This window comes from Nocardioides sp. ChNu-99 (assembly GCF_029493445.1).
Lineage (GTDB): Bacteria > Actinomycetota > Actinomycetes > Propionibacteriales > Nocardioidaceae > Nocardioides.
Map to the genome: position 1 here is coordinate 1 of NZ_JAHWBL010000055.1, position 22,303 is coordinate 22,303.

The following is a 22,303-nucleotide window of genomic DNA, read 5'->3' on the forward strand; positions in this document are numbered from 1 at the left end:
CGCGGGCGGCGCGGGCGGTCCCGGGCACGGTCCCGGGCACGGCGGTGCCGCGGCCCGCACGGCCCCGCCCGGCCAGTTCGCGCACGGGCAGCCGCTGCTGCGCGGCCCGGTGGTCGCGGGGCGCACGTTCACGATCGGGCGCGCGCAGGGCTGCGACGTCGTGCTCGACGACCCGCTCGTCTCCCGGCGCCACGCCGCGATCGAGCTCGGCCGGGCCGCCGTGCTGCGCGACCTGGGCAGCTTCAACGGCACGTACGTCAACGGGTCGCGGCTGCAGGGCGGCGTCGGGCTCTCGCCCGGCGACGAGGTCATCGTCGGCAACCAGACGTTCACGTGGACCGGCGGCCAGCTGCTGGCCCGCAACACGCGCTCCGACCTCACGCTCGTCGTCGAGGGCCTCACCACCGTGGTCAAGGGCGGCCGGCGGCTGCTCGACGGCGTGTCGCTCGAGCTCGGCCCGGCGTCGCTGACCGCGGTCATCGGACCGTCGGGCTCCGGCAAGTCGACGATGCTCGGGGCGCTGACCGGCACCCGGCCCGCGACGTACGGCAACGTCATCTGGCAGGGGCACGACCTCTACGCGCACTACGACCAGCTGCGCCACCAGATCGGTCTGGTGCCGCAGCAGGACATCCAGCACCCGCAGCTCACCGTGCGCCAGGGCCTGTCGTACGCCGCGCGCCTGCGCCTGCCGCCCGACACCGGCTCGGCCGAGCGCGCCCAGCGCGTCGAGCAGGTGGTCGGGCAGATGCAGCTCGGCCGCCAGGTCGACAACCGCATCGGCACCCAGCTCTCCGGCGGGCAGAAGAAGCGGGTCTCCATCGCGACCGAGCTGCTCACCGCCCCGCCGCTGCTCTTCCTCGACGAGCCCACCTCGGGCCTCGACCCGGGTCTCGACCGCGACGTCATGCACCTGCTGCGCGGGCTGGCCGACGAGGGGCGCGTGGTCGTCGTCGTCACCCACTCGGTGCTGGCGCTCGACGTGTGCGACAAGGTCGTCGTGATGGCGCCCGGGGGCCGCATCGCCTACGCGGGCCCGCCCGACGAGGTGCTGGCGCACTTCGGCTGCAACGACTACCCCGAGGTCTTCGACCTGCTCGACGAGCCCGACCTGTGGCGGCGGATCCCGCCGCCGCCCGGTGGCCGCGCGGCGACGGGCGCCCTGCCGGTCGTGGCGAACGCCGCGCTGCCCTCGCCGCCGCGCCAGTCCTTCGCCCGCCAGTTCGGCACGCTGGTGCGCCGCACCCTGTCGGTGATCGCGTCCGACAAGATGCTGCTCGCCCTGCTGCTGCTCACGCCGCCCGCCATCGGCGGCCTCAGCCGGCTGGCGCAGGGCGGTGACGGGTTCGCGCTGGCCCGCACCGCCGACGACAACGGCCTGCTGCGCCCGGGGGAGGTGGTGCAGCGCCTGACGGTCTTCATCGTGGCGGCCGCCCTCATCGGCGCGGTCATGACGGTGTGGGCGCTGGTCAACGAGCGGGCGGTCTTCCGGCGCGAGTACGCCGTCGGCCTCTCGCCCGGGGTGTACCTGACGAGCAAGGTCGCCGTCTTCGGCGTGCTGTGCTTCCTGCAGGGGGTGGTGGTCACCTTCGTCGGCACGGTCGGCCTGCCCGGTCCGGACGACGGGGGCGTGGTCGGCCTGGGCTGGTTCGAGGTGGCGATCGCGGTGGGGCTGGTGTGCACGGCGGTGGCCGTGCTGTGCCTCGCCATCAGCGCACTGCTGACCAGCTCGGAGCAGGGGATGCCGGCGCTCATCGGCGTCGTGATGACGCAGCTGGTGTTCTCGGGCGCGATCATCTCCGTCGCCGGGCGGGCCGTGCTCGAGCAGCTGGCCTGGCTGGCGCCGGCCCGGTGGGGGTACGCCGCGTCCGCCGCGACCGTCGACCTCAACCGGTCGAAGGAGGGCGCCGACGGTGCGCTGCTCGAGGGGGAGGAGCGCGACGTGCTCTACACCCCCGACGTCGACCAGTGGGTGCTCAACCTGTTCGTGCTCGTGCTGCTGACGCTGGCGTTCGTGGTGCTGGGCTACCTCACCGTGCGCCGCAGCGCCCGCGCGCCGGAGTGAGCGGCGTCGTACCGCAGGGGTCGCCCGGGCGCGCGCGGGCAGCGGGAACGTATCGGCATCGGCGAGCGTTGAAGGAGTACGAGCCCGTAGCATGACGGGCCCGCACCCCAGGAGGAGTGAGTCCCATGCAGAGCAACAACCCGGTGTTCAGGCGTTCGGCCGAGTTCAACGGGTCGCGCGCCAACGGCACCCCGACGTATGCCGGCGGCGTCGGCTACGGCCAGCCCCAGGGCCAGCCCTACGGCTACGGTGACCCGGCGTCGTGGGACATGTCCCGTGCCACCGCGCCTGCCCCCGCCTCGGGCCGGATGACGATCGACACCGTCGTGCAGAAGACGGCGTTCTCGGTCGGCACCGTGATCCTCGCGGCGATGGCGACGTGGATCCTGACGCCCGACATCACGACGACCAACACCGACGCGATGGGCGCGCTCGGTGCGCTCGCCGGCCTCGGCGCCCTCGCGGCGTTCGGCCTGTCGATGGTCAACTCGTTCAAGCGGCTCGTGAGCCCCGCGCTCGTCATGGCGTTCGCCGTGGCCGAGGGTGTCGCGCTCGGCGCGCTGAGCAAGATGTTCAACGGCATGTTCGGCGGCGGTGTCGTCATGGGCGCGGTCATCGGCACGTTCGCGGCCTTCGCGGGCACGCTGGCGGCCTACAAGGTGCTGAACATCCGCGTCGGCGACAAGTTCCGCATCTTCGTCGTCGCCGCCATGTTCGGCATGGTCGGCCTCGGCCTGATGGAGCTCGTGCTCGGCCTGTTCGGCGCCCAGATCGGCCTGTTCGGCTTCGGTGGCCTCGGCACGGTGATGGCGATCGTCGGTCTCGTGCTCGGCGTCTTCATGCTGATCCTCGACTTCGACTTCGTGGAGCAGGGCATCGCCGCCGGGCTCGACGAGCGCGAGTCGTGGCGCGCCGCGTTCGCGATGACGGTCAGCCTCGTCTGGATCTACACGAACCTGCTGCGCCTGCTGGCGATCTTCAGCCAGGACTGACCTGCACCGGCACGGTCCGCAGCACCGCACGACGCGAACGGCGCCGTCCCCCTCGGGGGGGCGGCGCCGTTTCGCATCTCCCAGGTCACACCGGCCGGGTGCGCCGCCCGGGTGCGCCGCCCGGGTCGCACCGCCCGGGCGCCCGCACCGGGCGCAGGCACGGGCGGCGTACGGCGGCCGCGCGGGCCGGCGTACCCCCGGGGTGTCTCCTGCGGTGCTGACGTCTGGTGCGGTGCCAGCGCCACTGGTGCGGGCGCAGACCGCGTCTCCAGTGACCCGGACACCGCGTTGCACGGGCGCGGGCGTCAGGAGCCGGTGGCGGTCGTCCCGCTGTCGCCGAGGTCCCCGCCGGCGCCACCAGCACCGGCCTCACCAGCACCGGCCTCACCGCCACCACCGTCGACGGCGGTGAGGTGCGGCGCGGACGGCGCGTGCTCCTCGGCCGACTCGGGCCCGACGGTGTCGGTGCCCGGGCGGCGGCGGCGGTGGCGCAGCTCGACCCAGCGCCCGCGGACGCCGCGGCGGTTGCCGGCCACCTCGGTGCCGCCGAGCTCCGTGCCGGGGGTGCGCACGGCCTCGATGGCGGCCTGGGCGATGGGCAGCACCCGCTCGCCGCGGAACGCCTCGGGCAGCCGCTCGTCCTCGGGCAGCTGGCCCAGGGCGGCGAGCATCGAGGGCAGCAGGGACGCCGCCATCTGCTCGTAGCCGTGGGCCGAGGGGTGGAACTGGTCGGGCCCGAAGAGCAGCGCCGGGGCCGCCTCGAACTCGGGACCGAGCACGGAGCCGAGCGACACGGTGCGGCCGTCCTCCTCCACGACCGCGATCGTCTGGCCCGCCGCGAGGCGGCGCGACCAGGAGCGCGCGATCTGCTTGAGCGGCGGCGGGACGGGCTTGACGGTGCCCAGGTCCGGGCACGTGCCGACGACGACCTCGCACCCGGCGGCACGGAAGCGCCGTACCGCCTCGGCGAGGTGCTGCACCGACTCCGACGGCTTGACGGTGTGCGTCACGTCGTTGCCGCCCACGACGATGACGGCCACGTCGGGCTCGACGGGCAGGGCGCGGTCCACCTGCGGCGCGAGGTCGCTCGACAGGGCGCCGACGACGGCCAGCGTGCGCAGGTAGACCCGCCGGTCGGCGTGCACGGCGAGGCCGGAGGCGAGCAGGGCGCCGGGGGTCTGCTCGACGCTCTCGACGCCGTAGCCGGCGGCGAGGGAGTCACCGAGGATCACGACCTTGTAGGCGGGCCCGGGGCGGCCGCGGCCGTACCAGCCGGTGGCGTCCGGGGGCGGGTCCTCCCGGGGGTCGCCGATCGTCCTGCGCGCCACGGTCGCCTCGAAGCGGAGGAGCCCGTAGAGCCCCGCACCGACGACGGAGAGCCCTCCTCCGCCGTAGGCAGCGGCGGCCGCGAGCTTCCTGGCTGCTGCTGCTCTTCCCACCCCGACACTCTACGGACCGCCGCGCCGCGCCGGGGGCTAGATTGCCCCCATGCAGTTCGTCACCTCCTTGCTCGAGCTCATCGGCGACACCCCGCTGGTGCAGCTCTCCCGCGTCCTCGACCGGCCCGCCGCCACCCCCGGCTCCGGCCCGCTCGTGCTGGCCAAGGTCGAGTACCTCAACCCGGGCGGCTCGGTGAAGGACCGCATCGCGACGCGCATGATCGAGGCGGCCGAGGCCTCGGGCGAGCTGCAGCCGGGCGGCACGATCGTCGAGCCCACCTCGGGCAACACCGGCGTGGGCCTCGCGATGGTCGCGCAGCAGCGGGGCTACCGCTGCGTCTTCGTCTGCCCCGACAAGGTCAGCGAGGACAAGCGCAACGTGCTCCGCGCGTACGGTGCCGAGGTCGTCGTCTGCCCGACCGCCGTGGCGCCGGAGCACCCGGACTCCTACTACAACGTCTCCGACCGCCTCGCCTCCGAGCCGGGCGCGTGGAAGCCGAACCAGTACGCCAACGTCCACAACCCGCGCTCGCACTACGAGACCACCGGCCCGGAGATCTGGGCGCAGACCGAGGGCCGCATCACCCACTTCGTGGCGGGCGTCGGCACCGGCGGGACCATCTCCGGCACCGGGCGCTACCTCAAGGAGCGCAACCCGGAGGTGCAGGTCATCGGGGCCGACCCGGCCGGCTCGGTCTACTCCGGCGGCACCGGCCGGCCCTACCTCGTCGAGGGCGTGGGCGAGGACTTCTGGCCCGACACCTACGACCGCGAGATCGCGGACCGCATCATCGAGGTCTCCGACGCCGACTCGTTCGCCTTCACCCGCCGGCTCGCCCGCGAGGAGGCGATGCTCGTCGGCGGCTCCTCCGGCATGGCCGCCTTCGCCGCCGTGCAGCTCGCGCACGAGCTCGAGGGCACGCCCGAGGGGAAGGACGCCGTCATCGTCGTGCTCCTGCCCGACTCGGGGCGCGGCTACCTGACGAAGGTGTTCAACGACGCGTGGCTGGGGCAGTACGGCTTCCTGGCCGCCGCGTCCGACCGCACGGTCGGTGAGGTGCTGCGCGCCAAGAGCGGCTCGCTGCCCGACCTCGTGCACACCCACCCGGCGGAGACGATCGCCGAGGCGATCCACATCCTGCAGGAGTACGGCGTGTCCCAGATGCCCGTGGTCCGCGCCGAGCCCCCGGTGGTCGCCGCCGAGGTCGCGGGCTCGGTCTCCGAGCGCGACCTGCTCGACGCGCTCTTCACCGGCTCGGCCCGCCTCACCGACCAGGTCGAGGACCACATGTCGCCCGCCCTGCCGACCATCGGCGCCTCGGCGTCCGCGGCGGACGCGGTCGAGGCGCTCGGCTCCGCCGACGCCCTGCTCGTCCACGAGGACGGCAAGCCGGTGGGCGTCGTGACGCGGCAGGACCTGCTCGCCCACCTGGCCCGCGGATGAGCCGAGGCCCCGGACCGCTGCGCCTCGCCCTCGTCAACGACTACGAGGTCGTGGTGGCGGGGCTCGTGCGCCTGCTCGAGCCGTACGACGCGCAGGTGCGCATCGTGGAGGCGGCGGCCGGCGAGCGCGTCGGTGCGGACGCCGATGTCGTCCTGTTCGACACCTTCGCGCAGCCGTGGGGCGGGGTCCGCCTCGAGGACGTGGCGGAGCCCGGCACCCCCGTCGTCGCCTACACGTGGGACGACCGCGACGAGGTGCGCGCGGAGGCGCTGACCTGGGGCGCGGTGGCCTGCGTGCCGAAGTCGGTCGGCGCCGAGGAGCTCGTCGACCTGCTCGAGCGGGTGCGTGCCGGCGCGGTGCCGGGCGTCGTGCCGGCCGGGACGGCGTCGCGCCCGTTGCGGGCCCGCGGCTGGCCCGGGATGGAGCACGGGCTCACCGAGCGGGAGTCGGAGGTGCTGGCCCTGCTGGCAGCCGGGCGCAGCAACACCGAGATCGCGGCGGCCCTGCACCTCAGCATCAACTCCGTCAAGACCTACCTGCGCCACGCCTACCGCAAGGCGGGCGTGAACCGGCGCAGCCAGGCGGTGCTCTGGGCGCTCGACCACGGGTTCGGACCCGCGGTCGCCCGCAGCCGCACGGCCGGCTCGTGATCGCGGGGATCGACACCGAGGTCCTGCTCCTCCTGCTGCTCGCCGGGCTCGTCGCCGGCTACGTCGACGCGGTCGTGGGCGGCGGCGGGCTGGTGCAGCTGCCGAGCCTGCTGCTGGCGCTGCCGACGGCGTCGCCGGTCGAGGTGCTGGCGACCAACAAGCTGGCGTCGGCGCTCGGCGTGACGGTGAGCGCCACGACGTACTTCCGGCGGGTGCGGCCCGAGGTCGGCACGTTCGGCCCCCTCATGCTGACGGCGTTCGCGGGCTCGCTGGGCGGCGCGGGGGTGGCCTCGCTCATCCCGCGTGCGGCCTTCGAGCCGATCATCCTCGTGGTGCTGCTGGGGGTCGGCGCCTACGTGCTGCTGCGCCCCGACCTGGGCACGGTCACCGAGCTGCGCCTCGACCGGCGTGCCCACGTCGTGGCGGCGGCCCTCACCGGGCTCGTCGTCGGGTTCTACGACGGCGCGCTGGGGCCCGGCACGGGGTCGTTCTTCGTGCTGGCGCTGGTGGGCCTGCTCGGCTACGACTTCCTCAGCGCCTCCGCCAACGCCCGTCTCGCGAACTGGGCCACCAACGTCGCGGCGCTCGCCGTCTTCGTGCCCCAGGGTGCGGTGCTGTGGGGCACCGGGCTGGTCGTCGGGGTGGCGAACGTGCTCGGCAGCTACCTCGGTGCCCGCACCGCGGTGAGCCGGGGGTCGGGCTTCGTGCGCGTCTTCTTCGTGCTCGTCGTGGGCGGGTTCGCCGTGCGCATCGGGGGCGAGCTGCTCGGCCTCTGGGGCTGAGGCGGGAGTCGGGGCGAGGGACGGCCCGCTAGATTCTCCCGGTGGCCATCGCCGGGGGTATCGACCGCTTCCAGCGGCGCTTCCCGCCGTTGTCGGTGCCCATCGCCGTCATCTACAAGTACGGCGACGACCAGGGCGCCTACCTGGCCGCCATCATCTCGTTCTACGCGTTCCTCGGGATCTTCCCGCTGCTGCTGCTCGCCACGTCGATCCTCGGGTTCGTGCTGCAGGGCCAGCCCGACCTGCGCGAGGACGTGCTGAACTCCGCCCTCAGCAACTTCCCGATCATCGGCGACCAGCTCGGCCGGCCCGAGGGCGTGCAGGGCTCGGTGACCGCGATCGTCGTCGGCTCGGTCGCCGCCCTCTACGGCTCGATGGGCCTCGGCCTGGCGCTGCAGAACGCGATGCACATCGCGTGGGCGGTGCCGCGCAACAGCCGCCCCAACCCGTTCCTCCTGCGGTTCAAGAGCCTGCTGCTGCTCCTCGTGGGCGGCCTGTCGGTGCTCGCCGTGACGTCGGTGTCGGTGATCGGCAACAACACCGAGCTGCTCGGGGCGTTCGGCCTGCTGGGGCGCGCGCTCATCAGCCTCGCCACGATCCTGGCGACCGGCGTCGTGCTGAGCGTGCTCTTCCGCCTCTCCGCGGCCCGCAGCCACAGCCTGTGGGCGGCCCTGCCGGGCGGTCTCCTCGCCGCCGCGACCTGGCACCTCCTGCAGTACGCCGGATCCGCCTACGTCACCCACGTGCTGGGACGCACGTCGTCGATGAACCAGACCTTCGGCCTGGTGCTCGGCCTCATGGGCCTCATCTACGTCGCCTCGATCGTGGTGGTGCTGGCCATCGAGGTGAACGTCGTGCTGGCGCGCAGGCTCTACCCGCGCGCGCTGCTCACCCCGTTCACCGACGCGGTGGACCTGACCGATGCCGACAAGCGGGCCTACACGGCGTACGCCCGCGCGCAGCGCCACAAGGGCTTCGAGACCGTGACGGTCAGCTTCGAGAAGGTCGACCCCGGCACTCCCGAGGACGCGGTCGGCGACGACACCCGCAGCACGAGGGACATCGAGGGCGCCGGCCGGTCCGACGCGTGAGGGCGGGGTGAGCACGTCGTACCTCGTGCCCGCCGGGGACGGCGAGGCAGTGCTCGAGGTGCGCCGCTCCCGCTTCCTCGCCACCGTGCGGCGCACGGCGAGCGAGGACGAGGCGCGCGCCGTCGTCGACGGGCTGCGCCGGCGCCACCCCGACGCGCGCCACCACTGCTCGGCCCTCGCCCTGGGCCCGTGGGGCGCGAGCGGGTCGGTGCAGCGGGCCTCCGACGACGGCGAGCCGGCGGGCACGGCGGGGGCGCCGGTGCTGGACGTGCTGCGCGGCCGGGAGGTCGGTGACGTCACGCTCGTCGTCTCGCGCTGGTTCGGCGGGGTGCTGCTCGGGGCCGGCGGCCTCGTGCGGGCGTACGGCGACGCGGCCCGGGCCGGCGTCGAGGCGGCCGGGCTGCGCCGGCGCTCGCGGCTGGTCGAGCTGGAGCTGGCCGTCGACCACGGCGCGGCCGGCCGCCTCGAGAGCGACCTGCGCTCGCGCGGGGTCGCCGTGCTCGACGCGGGGTACGGCGCGGGTGTCGTGCTGCGCGTCGGCGTGCCCGACGACGAGGTCGCGACCCTGGAGCGCCTGGTCGGGGAGTCGAGCGCCGGCGCGGTGCGGCCGGTCGTGGTGGGGGAGTCGTGGGTGGACGGGCCGGTCGAGCGCGCCGCGGGTCAGCCGGCCTCGACGTCCCCGTCCACGTAGACCCAGCGCCCCGCCCGTCGGGTGAACCGGCTGCGCTCGCGCAGCACCCCGGCGCCGCCCGGTCCGGCGTGGTGGGCGGCGAACGCGACGACGCCGTCGGTGTCGTCGGCCCCGCCGGCCACCGCCTCGAGCACCTCGAGCCCGGTCCACGTCGTCGCCGGGTCCGGCGTCACGTCGTCGGGCCGCGTGCGGGGGTGCCAGCTGCGGAAGAGGTGGTCGGCGCCCTCGCGCCCGCCGATCACGTGCGCGGTGTAGCGCGAGCGCATCAGCTCCTCGGCCGTCGTCGCGACGGCGGCGCCGCGTAGCAGCCGGCCGCAGCAGGCGTCGTACGTCGCGGGCAGGCCGCACGGGCAGGGGCGGGCGAGGTCCACGCGGCGACGCTAGCTGGTCCGCGGGTGGTGCCGCTCACCTGCGGCGACTGGTCCCGTCGGGAACCCGGGAATAAGGTTGCCCGGGCTAATGGTTGCGATCTGCAACCGTCCTGTGGTGGGTGGTCGACGGACGAGAGGGCTGGCGTGGCGGACGAGACGAGCGTGACCGGGGGACCCGTGGTCGAGGGGACGCAGGACCGTCCGGCCGGGGGACGCCGGGTCCGCGGGCACTGGGCCGTGACCTTCGCCGTGCTGGCCGTCGCGGTGTCGGCCTTCACGCTCCTGCAGTCGATGGTGGTGCCGGTGCTCGGCCTCATCGCCGTGGAGATGGAGACGGACACGTCGACCGCGACGTGGGTGCTGACGGCGTACCTGCTGTCGGCCTCGATCTTCACCCCGCTGCTGGGCCGCATCGGCGACGTGGTGGGCAAGCAGAAGATGCTCGTCGTCACGATGGGCGCGCTCACCGCCGGCTCGGTGCTGGCCGCGCTGGCGACCGACATCCACGTGCTGATCCTCGCCCGGGTGCTGCAGGGCGCGGGCGGTGGCGTGCTGCCGCTGTCGTTCGGCATCATCCGCGACGAGTTCCCCGGGCGCAGCCGGGCCACGGCCCTCAGCGTCATCGCCTCGCTGGCCTCCGTCGGGTTCGGCGTCGGCATCGTCGTCGCGGGCCCGATCGTCGACGCGTTCGGCTACCACTGGCTCTTCTGGCTGCCGGGGATCGCCACGGCGATCGCCGCGCTGGCCACCGCCCTGCTCGTGCCCGAGTCGCCGGTGCAGGAGCGCACCCGGCTGCCGCTGGGCCCCGCCGTGCTGCTCGCCGGGTGGCTGGTGCCGCTCCTGCTGGCGGTCAGCCGGGGCAACGAGTGGGGCTGGGGCTCGCCGCTCGTCGTCGGCCTGCTCGTCGCCGCGGTCGTGCTCGTCGTGACGTGGGTCGTCGTGGAGAGCCGGGTGCGGGTGCCGATGGTCGACATGGTGATGATGCGCCGGCGCGGGGTGTGGACGACGAACCTCGTGGGCGCCTTCGTCGGGTTCGGCATGTTCTCCAGCTTCGGCTTCCTCCCGCAGTTCCTGCAGACCCCCGACGGCGCGGGCTACGGGTTCGGCGCCAGCATCACCGAGTCGGGCCGCATCCTGCTTCCCTCGGCCGTGATGAGCTTCCTGGTCGGCTTCGTGACGGCGTACCTGGTGCGCCGGGTGGGCGCCCGCGTGGTCATCGTGACGGGCACGCTGCTGTCGGCCGCCGCGTTCGGATCGATCGCGGTGTGGCACGACGAGGTGTGGCAGATCGTCGCCGCCATGACCGTGCAGGGCCTCGGGAGCGGCCTGGTGTTCGCCTCGATCGCCGGCGTGGTCATCGCCTCCGTGCCCGCGCACCAGACCGGCGTCGCGTCCGGCATGAACGCCAACATCCGCACGATCGGCGGCTCGATCGGCTCCGCCGTGATGGCCGGCATCGTGACCGCGCACGTCGGTGCCGGCGGCCTGCCGACGGTCGACGGCTACGTCATCGGCTTCGCGCTGCTGGCCGGCGGCATGCTCCTGGCCGCCCTCGCCGCGTGCGCGATCCCGGACCAGCGCACCCCCGGTGAGCGTCGCCGTACCGCCCCCGTCGTGGCCTCGCAGCCCGCCTCCCCGGTGCTTGCGCCCGGGTCTAGCGTGGGGGCGTGACCCCACCCCCCACCCCGCCGCCGACCGCGGCGACCCTCGGCGAGCTCCGCGCGACCGGCTACGCGCCGCGCACGGTCAAGGCCGAGATCAGGGACAACCTGCTGGCCCGCCTCGCCGCCGGCGAGGACCCCTGGCCCGGGCTGCACGGCCTGCAGGACACCGTGCTGCCGCAGCTCGAGCGGGCGCTCATCGCCGGCCACGACGTGGTGCTGCTGGGCGAGCGCGGCCAGGGCAAGACCCGGCTCCTGCGCACCCTCGTCGGCCTGCTCGACGAGTGGCAGCCCGTCATCGCCGGCTCCGAGCTGGGGGAGGACCCCCTCGAGCCCGTCACGCCCGCGTCGCGCCGCCTGGCCGCCGAGCTGGGGGACGCGCTGCCGGTCGCGTGGCGCCACCGCAGCGAGCGGTACGCCGAGAAGCTGGCGACACCGGACACGTCGGTGGCGGACCTCATCGGCGACGTCGACCCGATGAAGGTCGCCGAGGGCCGCCTGCTGGGCGACCCCGAGACCATCCACTTCGGCCTGGTGCCGCGCAGCCACCGCGGCATCGTCGCGATCAACGAGCTGCCCGACCTCGCCGAGCGCATCCAGGTCGCGATGCTCAACGTGATGGAGGAGCGCGACGTGCAGGTGCGCGGCTACGTCGTGCGCCTCGACCTCGACGTGCTCGTCGTCGCGTCCGCCAACCCGGAGGACTACACGAACCGTGGTCGCATCATCACGCCGCTGAAGGACCGCTTCGGCGCGGAGATCCGCACGCACTACCCGACCGAGCTCGACGACGAGGTCGCGGTGATCCGTCAGGAGGCCGACCTCGTCGCCGACGTGCCGGCCCACCTGCTCGAGATCCTTGCCCGCTTCACGCGCGCGCTGCGCGGCTCGTCGTCGGTGGACCAGCGCTCGGGCGTCTCCGCGCGCTTCGCGATCGCCGGTGCCGAGACCATCGCGGCGGCCGCGCTGCACCGCGCCACCCGGCGCGGCGAGGACGAGGCCGTGGCTCGCGTCGTCGACCTGGAGACCGCCGTCGACGTGCTCGGCGGCAAGGTCGAGTTCGAGTCGGGCGAGGAGGGGCGCGAGCGGGCGGTGCTCGACCACCTCCTGCGCACCGCGACCGCCGAGGCCGTGCGCCGGTACCTGCGCGGCGTCGACCTCGCCGCCCTCGTCGACGCGTTGGAGGCGGGCGCCTCCATCACGACGGGCGAGCAGGTCACTGCGGGCGAGCTGCTCGACGGGCTGCCCCCGCTGCCGCCGAGCGGCGCGGGCGAGTCGGACCTGTACGACGTGCTCGCCGAGCGCCTCGGCGCCACCACACCGGGCCAGCGCGCGAGCGCCATCGAGCTCGCCCTGGAGGGCCTGTTCCTCGCGCGCAAGGTCGGCAAGGAGCAGGACACCGGGCGCACGACGTACGGGGTGGAGTAGCCGTGGCCACGCGGGGCTCGCGCTACCAGCGGTACGCCGGCGGGGACCCGCTGGCGCCGCCCGTCGACCTCGCCGAGGCGCTCGACGCCATCGGCGAGGACGTGATGGCCGGCTACTCGCCGGAGCGCGCGATGCGCGAGCTCCTGCGCCGCGGCACCCGCGACCAGCAGGGCCTCGACGACCTGATGCGGCGCGTGGCGGAGAAGCGGCGCGAGCTGCTCGCCCGCCACGACCTCGACGGCACGCTGCGCGAGGTCACCGAGCTGCTCGAGCGGGCGGTGCTCGCCGAGCGCGGGCAGCTCGCGCGCGACGTGACGATGGACGACGCCGACCGCACCCTGCGCGAGATGCAGCTGGAGAACCTGTCGCCGTCGACGGCGGCGGCGGTCAGCGAGCTCGCCTCCTACGACTGGGCGTCCAGCGAGGCCCGCGAGACCTACGAGCAGATCAAGGACCTGCTGGGCCGCGAGCTGCTCGACCAGCGCTTCGCCGGCATGAAGCAGGCCCTCGAGGGCGCCAGCGACGCCGACCGCGCCGCGATCGCGGCGATGCTCACCGACCTCAACGCCCTGCTGGAGAAGCACGCCCGCGGCGAGGACACCGAGCAGGACTTTCGCGACTTCATGGCGGAGCACGGCGCGTACTTCCCGGAGGATCCCCAGAGCGTCGAGGAGCTGGTCGACGCGATGGCCCAGCGCGCCGCGGCGGCGCAGCGGATGCTGAACTCGATGACGCCCGAGCAGCGCGCCGAGCTGATGGAGCTCTCCGCGCAGGCCTTCGGGTCGCCCGCGCTGCTCGACGAGCTCTCCCGGCTCGACGCCAACCTCCAGGGCCTGCGCCCGGGCGAGGACTGGGGCGGGTCGGAGCAGTTCGGCGGCTCCGAGGGGCTCGGGCTCGGCGACGGCACCGGGGCGCTGCAGGACCTGGCGGAGCTCGACGCGCTGGCCGAGCAGCTGGCGCAGTCCCACCCCGGCGCGCGGCTCGACGACGTCGACCTCGACGCGCTGGCCCGCCAGGTCGGCGACGACGCCGCCGTGGACGCGCGCACGCTGGCCGAGCTCGAGCGGGCGCTGCGCTCGTCGGGCTACCTCCAGCGCGGGTCCGACGGGCAGCTGCGCCTGTCGCCGCAGGCGATGCGCCAGCTCGGCAAGGCGCTGCTGCGCGACGTCTCCCAGCGGCTCTCGGGCCGGCAGGGTGCGCGCGAGATGCGCTCCGGCGGCGGCTCGGCCGACGCGACGGGCGGCACCCGCGAGTGGGCGTTCGGCGACACCGAGCCCTGGGACCTGCCGCGCACGGTGCTCAACGCCGTACGCCGCGAGGTCGCCGCCGGTGGGCGGCCCGCGGGGGCGCGCGGGGTGCGGCTGGAGATCGGCGACGTCGAGGTGACCGAGTCGGAGCAGCGCACCCAGGCGGCGGTGGCGCTGCTGGTGGACACGTCGTTCTCGATGGCGATGGACGGCCGGTGGGTGCCGATGAAGCGCACCGCGCTGGCCCTGCACCAGCTGATCTCGACGCGGTTCCGGGGCGACCGGCTGGAGCTCATCGGCTTCGGCCGGCACGCGGAGACCCTGCAGATCGAGCAGCTCACCGGCCTCGACGCGATGTGGCAGAAGGGCACGAACCTGCACCACGGGCTCCTGCTCGCGCAGCGCCACTTCCGCCGCCACCCCGGCATGCAGCCGGTGCTCCTCGTCGTCACCGACGGCGAGCCGACCGCCCACCTCGAGCGCGGTGGCGACGTGTTCTTCGACTACCCGCCCCACCCGCTGACGCTGGCGCGGACCGTGGCGGAGCTCGACAGCGTGGTGCGGCTCGGCACGCAGACGACGTTCTTCCGGCTGGGCGAGGACCCGGGCCTGGCCCGCTTCCTCGACTCCCTGGCGCGCCGCGCCGGCGGCCGGGTCGTCGCGCCCGAGCTCGACGACCTCGGTGCCGCCGTCGTCGGCTCCTACCTGGGGGACCGCTCGGGCCGCTCGCCGTACGGCGGGGGCGGCGGGGGCGGGTACGACGGCGGGTTCGGCGACCTCGGGGGCTGGGGCGGCCGGGGGTCCTGGGCGGGCTGACGCGGCTGACGCGGCTGGCCGGAGACGCCTGGCCGGAAGTCGACGGAGGCTGACGGTCGGAGCCCTCGTGGCGTCGCGCTCGAGCCGCGACGATCGGCGTCGTGATGATCGGGATCCTGGTGTTCGACGACGTCGAGGTGCTCGACGCGTGCGGGCCGTACGAGGTGTTCACGACCGCGGCGCGGGTCGCCGCACGACGCGGGGACGTCCGCGAGGAGGCCCCACCCTTCGAGGTGCTGCTGGTCGCCGCGGACGCGTCGCGGCCCGTGCGGGCGCGCGCGGGGCTGCGGCTCGGGGTGGACGTGGCGCTGGCCGACGCGCCCGCGCTCGACCTGCTGCTCGTGCCGGGCGGCGTCACCGACGCCGTGGAGGCGGACGCCGAGGTCGTCGCCTGGGTGCGGGAGCGGGCAGCGGCGACACCCCTCGTCGCGTCGGTCTGCACCGGCGCGTTCGTGCTGGCCGAAGCCGGGGTCCTCGTGGACCAGACCGTGACGACGCACTGGGAGGACGTGCCCGACCTCCGCCGCCGCTGGCCCGCCCTCGACGTGGTCGAGGACCGGCGCTGGGTCCGCGACGGGGACGTCCTCACCTCCGCGGGCATCTCCGCCGGCATCGACCTCGCGCTCCACCTCGTCGAGGTGCTGGCCGGACGCGCGCTCGCCGAGGCCACCGCGCGGCAGATGGACTACGCGTGGCAGGAGACCGCGGCCGGCTGAGCGCGGCGTGTCAGGGGAGTGGTGACGACCGGGCGGGAGCGTCGGGGCGCGAGCGCCGCCCCGACCGCCGGGCCCGCCCCGGCTGCCCCGGATGGGCGGGCGCGCGGCGGGCGACGAGTCGGTCGAGCACGCCGTACAGCGTCATGGCCCCGCAGCCGACGGCGACCAGCAGCGCCACGCCGGCGACGGTGTCGGAGGCGCCGCGCAGCGCCACCGCCGCGACGACGGCCAGGGCGGTCGCGAGCGTCCACCGGGTCACGGTGCGCCGGGTCCACGGCGGGTGGCCGAGCTGGCGGGAGAACAGCACGCGCCGAGGATAGGCGGGCGCCCCGTAGGGTCGGCCCGTGACGACGCCGACCGCCGACCACGACCCGTTCCTCTGGCTCGAGGAGGTCACCGGCGACGACGCGCTGGCCTGGGTGGCCGAGCGCAACGCCGGCGCCGAGGCCACGCTGGGCGCCCTGCCCGGCTTCACCGCGACCCGCGACGCCGTGCTCGGTGTGCTCGACGCCGACGACCGCATCCCGCTCGTCGGCAAGGCGGGGGACTGGTACTACAACGTCTGGCGCGACGCCGCCCACGAGCGGGGGCTGTGGCGCCGCACGACGCTCGCGTCGTACCGCACCGACACCCCGGAGTGGGACGTCCTGCTCGACCTCGACGCGCTCGGCGAGGCCGAGGACGAGAAGTGGGTCTGGCACGGTGCCCAGGTGCTGCGCGTCGGCCCCCTGGCCCACCGCCGCGCACTCGTCACGCTGTCGCGCGGCGGCTCCGACGCCGACACCACCCGCGAGCTCGACCTCGACACCCGCACGTTCATCGCGCCCGAGGACGGCGGCTTCGTGCGGCCCGAGGGCAAGGGCGGCGTCGCGTGGGTCGACGCCGACACCCTCCTCGTCGCCACCGACACGGGCCCCGGCTCGCTCACCACCTCCGGCTACCCGCGGATCGCCCGCCGCTGGCGACGCGGCACCCCGCTCGCCGACGCGCCCGTCGTGCACGAGGGCGCGGTCGACGACATGGCGGTGGGCGTCGGGTACGACGCGACGCCCGGCCACGAGCGCGCGTTCGTGCACCGGATGATGGGGTTCTACACCTCCGAGACCCACCTGCTGGGCGACGACGACACCCTGGTGCGCATCGACGTCCCCGACTCCGCCGAGCCCGCCGTGTGGCGCGAGCACCTCCTCGTCCACCTGCGCGAGGAGTGGACACCGGCGGCGGGCGGGCCGACGTACCCCAGCGGGTCCCTGCTGGTCGCCGACCTCGACGCCTGGCTGGGGGGCGAGCGGGACCTGGTCGCGCTCTTCACCCCGACCGCCACGCGCTCCCTGGCCGGCTGGACCCGCACCCGCCACCGCCTCGTGCTCGTGCAGCTGGAGGACGTCGTGCACCGCGTCGAGGTGCTGACCCCGCCGACCGCACCGGGCGAGGCCTGGGAGCGCCACGACCTGGCGGGGCTCCCGCCGTACTCCTCCGTGGGCGTGCGCGCGGTCGACGCGACCGACGACGGCCCCGACGGCGACCTCGCGTGGCTCGACGTGAGCGGCTACCTGACGCCTCCCACCCTCGCGCTCGTCGACCTCGGCGCGAGCGGGGCGCCGGGGGAGCCCACCCCGCTCAAGGCGAGCCCGGCGCGCTTCGACGCCTCGACCCACACCGTCACGCAGCGCTTCGCCACCTCCGACGACGGCACGCGGATCCCCTACTTCGTCGTCGCCCCGCACGCCGCGCTCGCCGGCGACGCGCCCGTCCCGACGGTCCTGTACGGCTACGGCGGGTTCGAGGTCTCGCTGACGCCCGGCTACTCCGGCGGGGTCGGGCGGGCGTGGCTGGCCCGCGGCGGCGCGTACGTCGTGGCGAACATCCGCGGCGGCGGCGAGTACGGCCCCGCGTGGCACCAGGCGGCGCTGCGCGAGAACCGCCACCGCGCCTACGAGGACTTCGCAGCGGTGGCGCGCGACCTCGTCGCCACCGGGCTCACCACCCGCGACCGGCTCGGCATCATGGGCGGCTCGAACGGCGGGCTGCTGGTCGGCAACGTGCTGGTGCGCTACCCCGACCTGGTCGCCGCCGTCGTCTGCACCGTGCCGCTGCTCGACATGCTGCGCTACCCGCACCTGCTGGCCGGCGCCTCCTGGATGGCCGAGTACGGCGACCCCGACGACCCGGCGGACCGCCCGTTCGTCGAGCAGATCTCCGCCTACCACCGGGTGGCGGAGGGCACGACGTACCCGGCCGTGCTGCTCACCACCTCGACCCGCGACGACCGGGTGCACCCGGGCCACGCCCGCAAGACGGCGGCGCGGCTGGAGGAGGTGGGCGCGGACGTCACCTACTGGGAGAACGTCGAGGGCGGCCACGGCGGCGCGTCGACCAACGCGCAGGCGGCCACGAAGGCGGCGCTGGAGTGGGAGTTCCTGGCCGACCGGCTCGGTCTCGCGGGGGCACCCGAGCGCGGCTGAGGGCCGGGCGTGCTCGGGCGCGGGCGGACCTCAGGTGAGCTCGCGCAGCTCCGAGAGGCTGGTGCGGGTGGCCGCGCGCCACGCCTCGAGCTCGTCCTCGCCCGCCTCGGCCCACAGCTCGTGCAGCTCGGAGGCCTCGGTGCCGGCGAGCGCCCGCTCGCCCTGCCGCACCAGCCAGGCGAGCCGCTCGGGGGTCAGGAGGGCCGCGAAGGCCGTGAGGTCGAGGTCGGCGACCTCCTCCGACGGGTCGTGGGCCTCGAGCGCGACGAGGGCCAGCTCGACGAGCGCGACGGCGAACTCGCCGCCGTCGGCGTCGAGGTAGTCACCGTCGAACGCCCACTCGATGGCGTCGAAGGAGAACGTCCCGTCCTCGATCTCCCCGAGGAGGTCCGCCGCTCCGTCGTTGTCGAAGGGGCCCAGCCCCCAGGTGCCCATGCGCGGAACTCTGGCACACGGCCGCCGTCCGGGTCACGCCCCGCGGTTCACACCTGCGGGTCGGGCCCGGCGCCGGGTTCCGCGAACCCCGGCAGCGACTCCTCGAGGATGCGGCGGAACGGCGCCTGCGCCTCGAGCTGGCACAGCACGCCGACGGCGGCGAGCCACGTGCGGTGGATGAGCAGGTACGACGGGGGCAGGTTGAGGCGCAGCCCCACCGCCGCGACGGGGTCGCGGGGGTCGCTCAGCCGCTCGTACTGCTCGCGCAGCCACTCCCGCGTGAAGCGGTAGTCGTCGACCATCGTCGGCTCCACGAACGGGGCGAGGAAGGTCAGCAGCAGGTCGGGGTCGACGCGGACCTTGTCGCGGATGAACCCCTCGGCGCGCAGGCCGGCCTCGAGCCCGTCGCGGTCGGAGCGGCCGGCCACGCGCAGCAGCCGCCCCATCGCCTCCGGCATGCCGCCCTCGGGCAGCCGCGCGACGGCGCCGAAGTCGAGCACGCCGAGGCGCCCGGGGGCGCCGTCGGCGGTGGGCAGCACCCGGAAGTTGCCCGGGTGCGGGTCGGCGTGGAGCAGACCCGTGCGCCGCGGGCCGTCGAAGAGGAAGCGGGCGAACAGCTGGCCGTAGTGGTCCCGCTCCTCGGGGGTGCCGTCGGCGATCGTCCCGGCGATGGAGCCGGGGCTGTCGAGCCACTCGGTGACGAGCACCTTCTCGGTGTGGGCGACGACGTCGGGCACGACGTACTCGTCGTCGTCGCGGTACGCCGCCGCGAACGCCGCCTGCGCCTCCGCCTCCAGGCGGTAGTCGAGCTCCTCGGCCATCCGGTCCTGCAGCTCGGTGACGAGGGCGCGCACGTCGATACCGGGGAGCAGCGGGGCGAGGGTCCGCGCGAGACGGGAGAGCTGGCGCAGGTCGGAGGCGATGGCCTCCCCGGCGCCGGGGTACTGCACCTTGACGGCGACCTCGCGCTCGGTGGCGGGGTCGTCGGGGTCGTCGCGCCAGCGACCGCGGTGCACCTGGCCGATGGACGCCGCGGCGGTGGGTCCGCCGTCGAACCACACGAGGTGGCGTCGCCACGCGATGCCCGCGGCGCCCAGCTCGGCGTCGAGCACCTCCCGCACCTGGTGGGTGGGCATCGGCGGGGCCGCGTCCTGCAGCCGCGTGAGCTCGGTGCGGTAGGCCGCCATCGACTCCTCCGGCAGGGCCGCCTCGAGCACCGACAGCATCTGGCCGAACTTCATGGCGCCGCCCTTGAGCTGGCCCAGCGTGCGGAACACCTGCTCCGCGGTGCGCTGCTGGATCTCGGCGGTGACGAGCTCGGCCGGGCGGCCGCCGATGCGCTTGCCGAGACCCACGGCGCTGCGGCCGGCGTACCCCAGCGGCAGCGCCGCGAGCCGCGCCGTGCGGGCGGCGGTGCGGCGCGGGAGGCCCCGACGCCCGTCACGCTCGACGGGGTCGGGGCGGTCGGGACGCTCGCCCCGGTCGCGGGGCTCGGGGGGCTGGCTCACGTCGTTCATCGTCCCCCACGACCGGTCACGCGCCCGGGACCCGCGTCACGCCGTCGCGGGGAACCGGACGCCGGTGTTGGCGTGGCAGCGGTAGCCGAACGGGTTCTTCGCCAGGTACTGCTGGTGCGCGGGCTCGGCGTAGTAGTACTCCGCGGCGGGCGCGATCTCGGTGGTCACGTCGCCGAGGCGCCGGCGGCGCAGCTCCGCGGCGTACACCTCGGTGAGCTCGCGCGCCGTGGCCTCCTGCTCGGGGGTGGTGAAGTAGATCGCCGAGCGGTACTGCGTGCCGATGTCGTTGCCCTGGCGCATGCCCTGCGTCGGGTCGTGGACCTCGAAGAACGCCTTCACCAGGTCGGCGTAGGAGATCCGGGCGGGGTCGAACACGATCCGGACGGCCTCGGTGTGACCCGTGCGGCCGGAGCAGACCTCCTCGTACGACGGGTGCGGCGTGTGCCCGCCGGCGTACCCGACCGACGTCGACCAGACGCCGTCCTTGCCCCAGTAGACCTCCTCGGCGCCCCAGAAGCAGCCGAGGCCGAAGATCGCGACCTCGAGACCGTCGGGGACGTCGTCGGTGACGACCGGGGTGCCCAGCACGACGTGCTCGCCAAGGGTGAACCAGGGCTCGCTGCGCCCCTTCAGCGCCTCGTCGGCGGTGGGCAGGCTGCTCTTGCTGCGGGATCCGAACACGGTGTCCTCCAACGGTCTCGACGGCGTCGTCCACCGAGCCCAACACCTCGGGGCCGCCAACCCTTCCCGGCGCGTAGGCTCGCCGGGGTGAGCAGCGAGCAGACCCCCCAGGGGCACGGCCAGCAGGGCAAGCACGGCTTCGAGACGCGCGCGATCCACGCGGGCTACGAGCCCGACCCGACGACGGGCGCGGTCATCCCGCCGATCTACGCCACGTCGACCTACAAGCAGGACGGCGTCGGCGGCATGCGGGGCGGCTACGAGTACAGCCGCTCGGGCAACCCGACGCGCACCGCGCTCGAGGCGAACATCGCGGCGCTGGAGGAGGGCGAGCGCGGCTTCGCGTTCGCCTCCGGCCTCGCCGCGGAGGACACCCTCATCCGGGCGCTCACCCGCCCCGGGGACCACGTCGTCATCCCCGACGACGCGTACGGCGGCACCTACCGCCTCGTCGACAAGGTCGCCCGGCCGTGGGGCCTCGAGCACACCCCGGCGCCCGTCGCGGACGTCGACGCCGTGCGCGCCGCGATCCGTCCCGGCACCACGAAGCTCGTGTGGGTCGAGACGCCCACCAACCCCCTGCTGACCATCGGTGACATCGAGGCCCTCGCGGGCGTCGCCCACGACGCGGGCGCGCTGCTCGTCGTCGACAACACCTTCGCCTCGTCCTACCTGCAGCAGCCGCTGACGCTCGGCGCCGACGTCGTGGTGCACTCGACGACGAAGTACGCCGGCGGCCACTCCGACGTGGTCGGCGGTGCGCTCGTCGTGCGCGACCTGGAGGTCGCCGAGCAGCTGGCCTTCTTCCAGAACTCGATCGGCGGCGTCGCCGGGCCGTTCGACTCCTGGCTGGTGCTGCGCGGCCTGCGCACGCTGGCGCTGCGCATGGAGCGGCACTGCGACAACGCGGAGCTGGTCGCGGCGCACCTCGCCGCCCACCCGGCCGTCGAGCAGGTCATCTACCCCGGCCTGGAGTCGCACCCCGGCCACGCGGTCGCCGCGCGGCAGATGAGGCGCTTCGGCGGGATCGTGTCGTTCCGGTTGGAGGCGGGCGAGCAGGCGGCGCTCGACGTGTGCGCGGCCACCGAGCTCTTCACCCTCGGCGAGTCGCTCGGCGGCGTCGAGTCGCTGATCGAGCACCCGGGCCGCATGACGCACGCCTCCGTGGCCGGCACCGACCTCGAGGTGCCGGGCGACCTCGTGCGCCTCAGCGTCGGCATCGAGACCGGCGCCGACCTCCTCGCCGACCTCGACCAGGCCCTGGCCCGCGCCACCCGGTGACCCGCCGGTGAGGCTCGCGGTCTGCGCCGACCTGGGCTCGACCTGGACCAAGGCGCTGCTCGTCGGGCTCGACGGCGCGGACGCCGGGCGCGTGCTGGCCACGGCCGCCCACCCGACGACCCTGCCCGGGCCCGAGCGCCCTGGCGCCGACCTCGTCGACGGGTACGACGCCTGCCTCGCCGCCCTGCTCGCCGCCCGTCCCGACGCCCGCGTCGCGCTGGCCGGGGGACGGCTCGAGCAGCACGCGTGCTCGTCGGCCGGGGGAGGGCTGCGGATCGCGGTCGTCGGCAACGAGGCCCTAGTGACGGCCGAGGCTGGGCGCCGCGTGGCCCTGTCCAGCGGCGGCCGGGTCGTCGCGGTGCACGCGCTGGCCGACGCACCGGGCCTCACGGGCGGGCCCGACGTCGCGCCCGCGCTCGCGGCGCGGCCCGACGTCGTGCTGCTCGTGGGCGGCACCGACGGCGGCAACCCCGAACCTCTGGTCGCCGGGGCCACGGCGCTCGTCGCGGGCGGCTGGCGGGGCCCCGTCGT

Annotated in this window: 20 protein-coding genes; 14 read left to right on the forward strand and 6 right to left on the reverse strand. The window is 75.0% G+C overall.

The features are described 5' to 3' along the window. Nucleotides 1-2,065 (forward strand): ATP-binding cassette domain-containing protein (locus KK617_RS15095; RefSeq protein WP_277500923.1); only part of this gene is annotated, 2,065 nt, incomplete at its 5' end. Between the two features lie 125 nt (nt 2,066-2,190). Then, nucleotides 2,191-3,057: a Bax inhibitor-1/YccA family protein gene (locus tag KK617_RS15100; RefSeq protein WP_277500925.1), complete on the forward strand. Its 867-nt coding sequence runs from the start codon at nt 2,191-2,193 to the stop codon at nt 3,055-3,057. A gap of 305 nt (nt 3,058-3,362) precedes the next feature. Here the strand turns inward: KK617_RS15100 and KK617_RS15105 are convergent, their stop codons facing one another. Further along, on the reverse strand, nt 3,363-4,496 hold the full coding sequence (locus tag KK617_RS15105; RefSeq protein ID WP_277500926.1) for an SGNH/GDSL hydrolase family protein: 1,134 nt from the start codon (nt 4,494-4,496) through the stop codon (nt 3,363-3,365). 49 nt (nt 4,497-4,545) lie between these two features. Here KK617_RS15105 and KK617_RS15110 point away from each other — a divergent pair, with 49 nt between their 5' ends. The 5 genes from KK617_RS15110 to KK617_RS15130 are packed head-to-tail and all read left to right on the forward strand — an operon-like array spanning nt 4,546 to nt 9,154. Then, complete coding sequence (locus KK617_RS15110; RefSeq protein ID WP_277500927.1) at nt 4,546-5,940, forward strand: cystathionine beta-synthase; 1,395 nt, start codon at nt 4,546-4,548, stop codon at nt 5,938-5,940. Further along, nucleotides 5,937-6,590, forward strand: a complete 654-nt coding sequence (locus tag KK617_RS15115) for a response regulator transcription factor (RefSeq protein ID WP_277500928.1) — start codon at nt 5,937-5,939, stop codon at nt 6,588-6,590. The genes KK617_RS15110 and KK617_RS15115 overlap by 4 nt, the downstream gene beginning before the upstream one ends. After that, on the forward strand, nt 6,587-7,372 hold the full coding sequence (locus KK617_RS15120) for a TSUP family transporter (protein ID WP_277500929.1): 786 nt from the start codon (nt 6,587-6,589) through the stop codon (nt 7,370-7,372). The genes KK617_RS15115 and KK617_RS15120 overlap by 4 nt, the downstream gene beginning before the upstream one ends. A 41-nt stretch (nt 7,373-7,413) precedes the next feature. After that, complete coding sequence (locus KK617_RS15125; protein WP_277500930.1) at nt 7,414-8,463, forward strand: YihY/virulence factor BrkB family protein; 1,050 nt, start codon at nt 7,414-7,416, stop codon at nt 8,461-8,463. A gap of 7 nt (nt 8,464-8,470) precedes the next feature. After that, a complete protein-coding gene (locus KK617_RS15130) occupies nt 8,471-9,154 on the forward strand; it encodes a YigZ family protein (protein ID WP_277500931.1) in 684 nt (227 codons plus the stop codon). On the opposite strand, the gene KK617_RS15135 is transcribed toward KK617_RS15130, so the two are convergent. Then, nucleotides 9,124-9,525 (reverse strand): YchJ family metal-binding protein, encoded by a 402-nt coding sequence (locus KK617_RS15135; RefSeq protein ID WP_277500932.1) that lies wholly within the window; start codon nt 9,523-9,525, stop codon nt 9,124-9,126. The genes KK617_RS15130 and KK617_RS15135 overlap by 31 nt on opposite strands. Nucleotides 9,526-9,687: 162 nt before the next feature. On the opposite strand from KK617_RS15135, the gene KK617_RS15140 reads away from it, so the two are divergent. The 4 genes from KK617_RS15140 to KK617_RS15155 all read left to right on the forward strand — a co-directional run bounded on the left by KK617_RS15140 (nt 9,688) and on the right by KK617_RS15155 (nt 15,393). After that, nucleotides 9,688-11,196, forward strand: a complete 1,509-nt coding sequence (locus tag KK617_RS15140; protein ID WP_277500933.1) for an MFS transporter — start codon at nt 9,688-9,690, stop codon at nt 11,194-11,196. Continuing rightward, nucleotides 11,193-12,614, forward strand: a complete 1,422-nt coding sequence (locus KK617_RS15145) for a sigma 54-interacting transcriptional regulator (RefSeq protein WP_277500935.1) — start codon at nt 11,193-11,195, stop codon at nt 12,612-12,614. Before KK617_RS15140 ends, KK617_RS15145 begins: the two co-directional genes overlap by 4 nt. 2 nt (nt 12,615-12,616) lie before the next feature. After that, nucleotides 12,617-14,677: a VWA domain-containing protein gene (locus KK617_RS15150; RefSeq protein WP_277500936.1), complete on the forward strand. Its 2,061-nt coding sequence runs from the start codon at nt 12,617-12,619 to the stop codon at nt 14,675-14,677. Nucleotides 14,678-14,781: 104 nt separating this feature from the next. Beyond that, nucleotides 14,782-15,393 carry a DJ-1/PfpI family protein gene (locus KK617_RS15155; RefSeq protein WP_277500944.1) on the forward strand — a complete coding sequence of 204 codons (612 nt, stop codon included), beginning with the start codon at nt 14,782-14,784 and terminating at the stop codon, nt 15,391-15,393. 10 nt (nt 15,394-15,403) lie between these two features. Here the strand turns inward: KK617_RS15155 and KK617_RS15160 are convergent, their stop codons facing one another. Beyond that, the gene (locus tag KK617_RS15160; RefSeq protein ID WP_277500937.1) at nt 15,404-15,700 is read right to left on the reverse strand and encodes a hypothetical protein; all 297 of its coding nucleotides are present in this window, start codon (nt 15,698-15,700) and stop codon (nt 15,404-15,406) included. A gap of 37 nt (nt 15,701-15,737) precedes the next feature. On the opposite strand from KK617_RS15160, the gene KK617_RS15165 reads away from it, so the two are divergent. Beyond that, entirely contained in the window at nt 15,738-17,858 is a 2,121-nt protein-coding gene (locus KK617_RS15165) for a prolyl oligopeptidase family serine peptidase (protein WP_277500938.1), read from the forward strand. Nucleotides 17,859-17,888: 30 nt separating this feature from the next. On the opposite strand, the gene KK617_RS15170 is transcribed toward KK617_RS15165, so the two are convergent. The 3 genes from KK617_RS15170 to msrA are packed head-to-tail and all read right to left on the reverse strand — an operon-like array spanning nt 17,889 to nt 20,491. Continuing rightward, complete coding sequence (locus tag KK617_RS15170; protein WP_277500939.1) at nt 17,889-18,293, reverse strand: DUF4259 domain-containing protein; 405 nt, start codon at nt 18,291-18,293, stop codon at nt 17,889-17,891. A gap of 47 nt (nt 18,294-18,340) precedes the next feature. Further along, nucleotides 18,341-19,801, reverse strand: a complete 1,461-nt coding sequence (locus KK617_RS15175; protein WP_277500940.1) for an AarF/ABC1/UbiB kinase family protein — start codon at nt 19,799-19,801, stop codon at nt 18,341-18,343. A 45-nt stretch (nt 19,802-19,846) separates the two neighbouring features. After that, nucleotides 19,847-20,491: a peptide-methionine (S)-S-oxide reductase MsrA gene (gene msrA / locus KK617_RS15180; RefSeq protein ID WP_277500941.1), complete on the reverse strand. Its 645-nt coding sequence runs from the start codon at nt 20,489-20,491 to the stop codon at nt 19,847-19,849. Between the two features lie 87 nt (nt 20,492-20,578). On the opposite strand from msrA, the gene KK617_RS15185 reads away from it, so the two are divergent. After that, nucleotides 20,579-21,772 (forward strand): cystathionine gamma-synthase, encoded by a 1,194-nt coding sequence (locus KK617_RS15185; RefSeq protein WP_277500942.1) that lies wholly within the window; start codon nt 20,579-20,581, stop codon nt 21,770-21,772. 7 nt (nt 21,773-21,779) lie between these two features. Next, the coding region (locus tag KK617_RS15190) for a glutamate mutase L (protein ID WP_277500943.1) at nt 21,780-22,303 on the forward strand (524 nt) is incomplete at its 3' end.

Excerpts from the sequence above, each read along its gene's own strand:
- KK617_RS15110 (WP_277500927.1), top strand. The coding sequence starts at position 4,546 with ATGCAGTTCGTCACCTCCTTGCTCGAGCTCATCGGCGACACCCCGCTG.
- KK617_RS15100 (WP_277500925.1), top strand. The coding sequence starts at position 2,191 with ATGCAGAGCAACAACCCGGTGTTCAGGCGTTCGGCCGAGTTCAACGGG.
- KK617_RS15155 (WP_277500944.1), top strand. The coding sequence starts at position 14,782 with ATGATCGGGATCCTGGTGTTCGACGACGTCGAGGTGCTCGACGCGTGC.
- KK617_RS15170 (WP_277500939.1), bottom strand. The coding sequence starts at position 18,293 with ATGGGCACCTGGGGGCTGGGCCCCTTCGACAACGACGGAGCGGCGGAC.
- KK617_RS15115 (WP_277500928.1), top strand. The coding sequence starts at position 5,937 with ATGAGCCGAGGCCCCGGACCGCTGCGCCTCGCCCTCGTCAACGACTAC.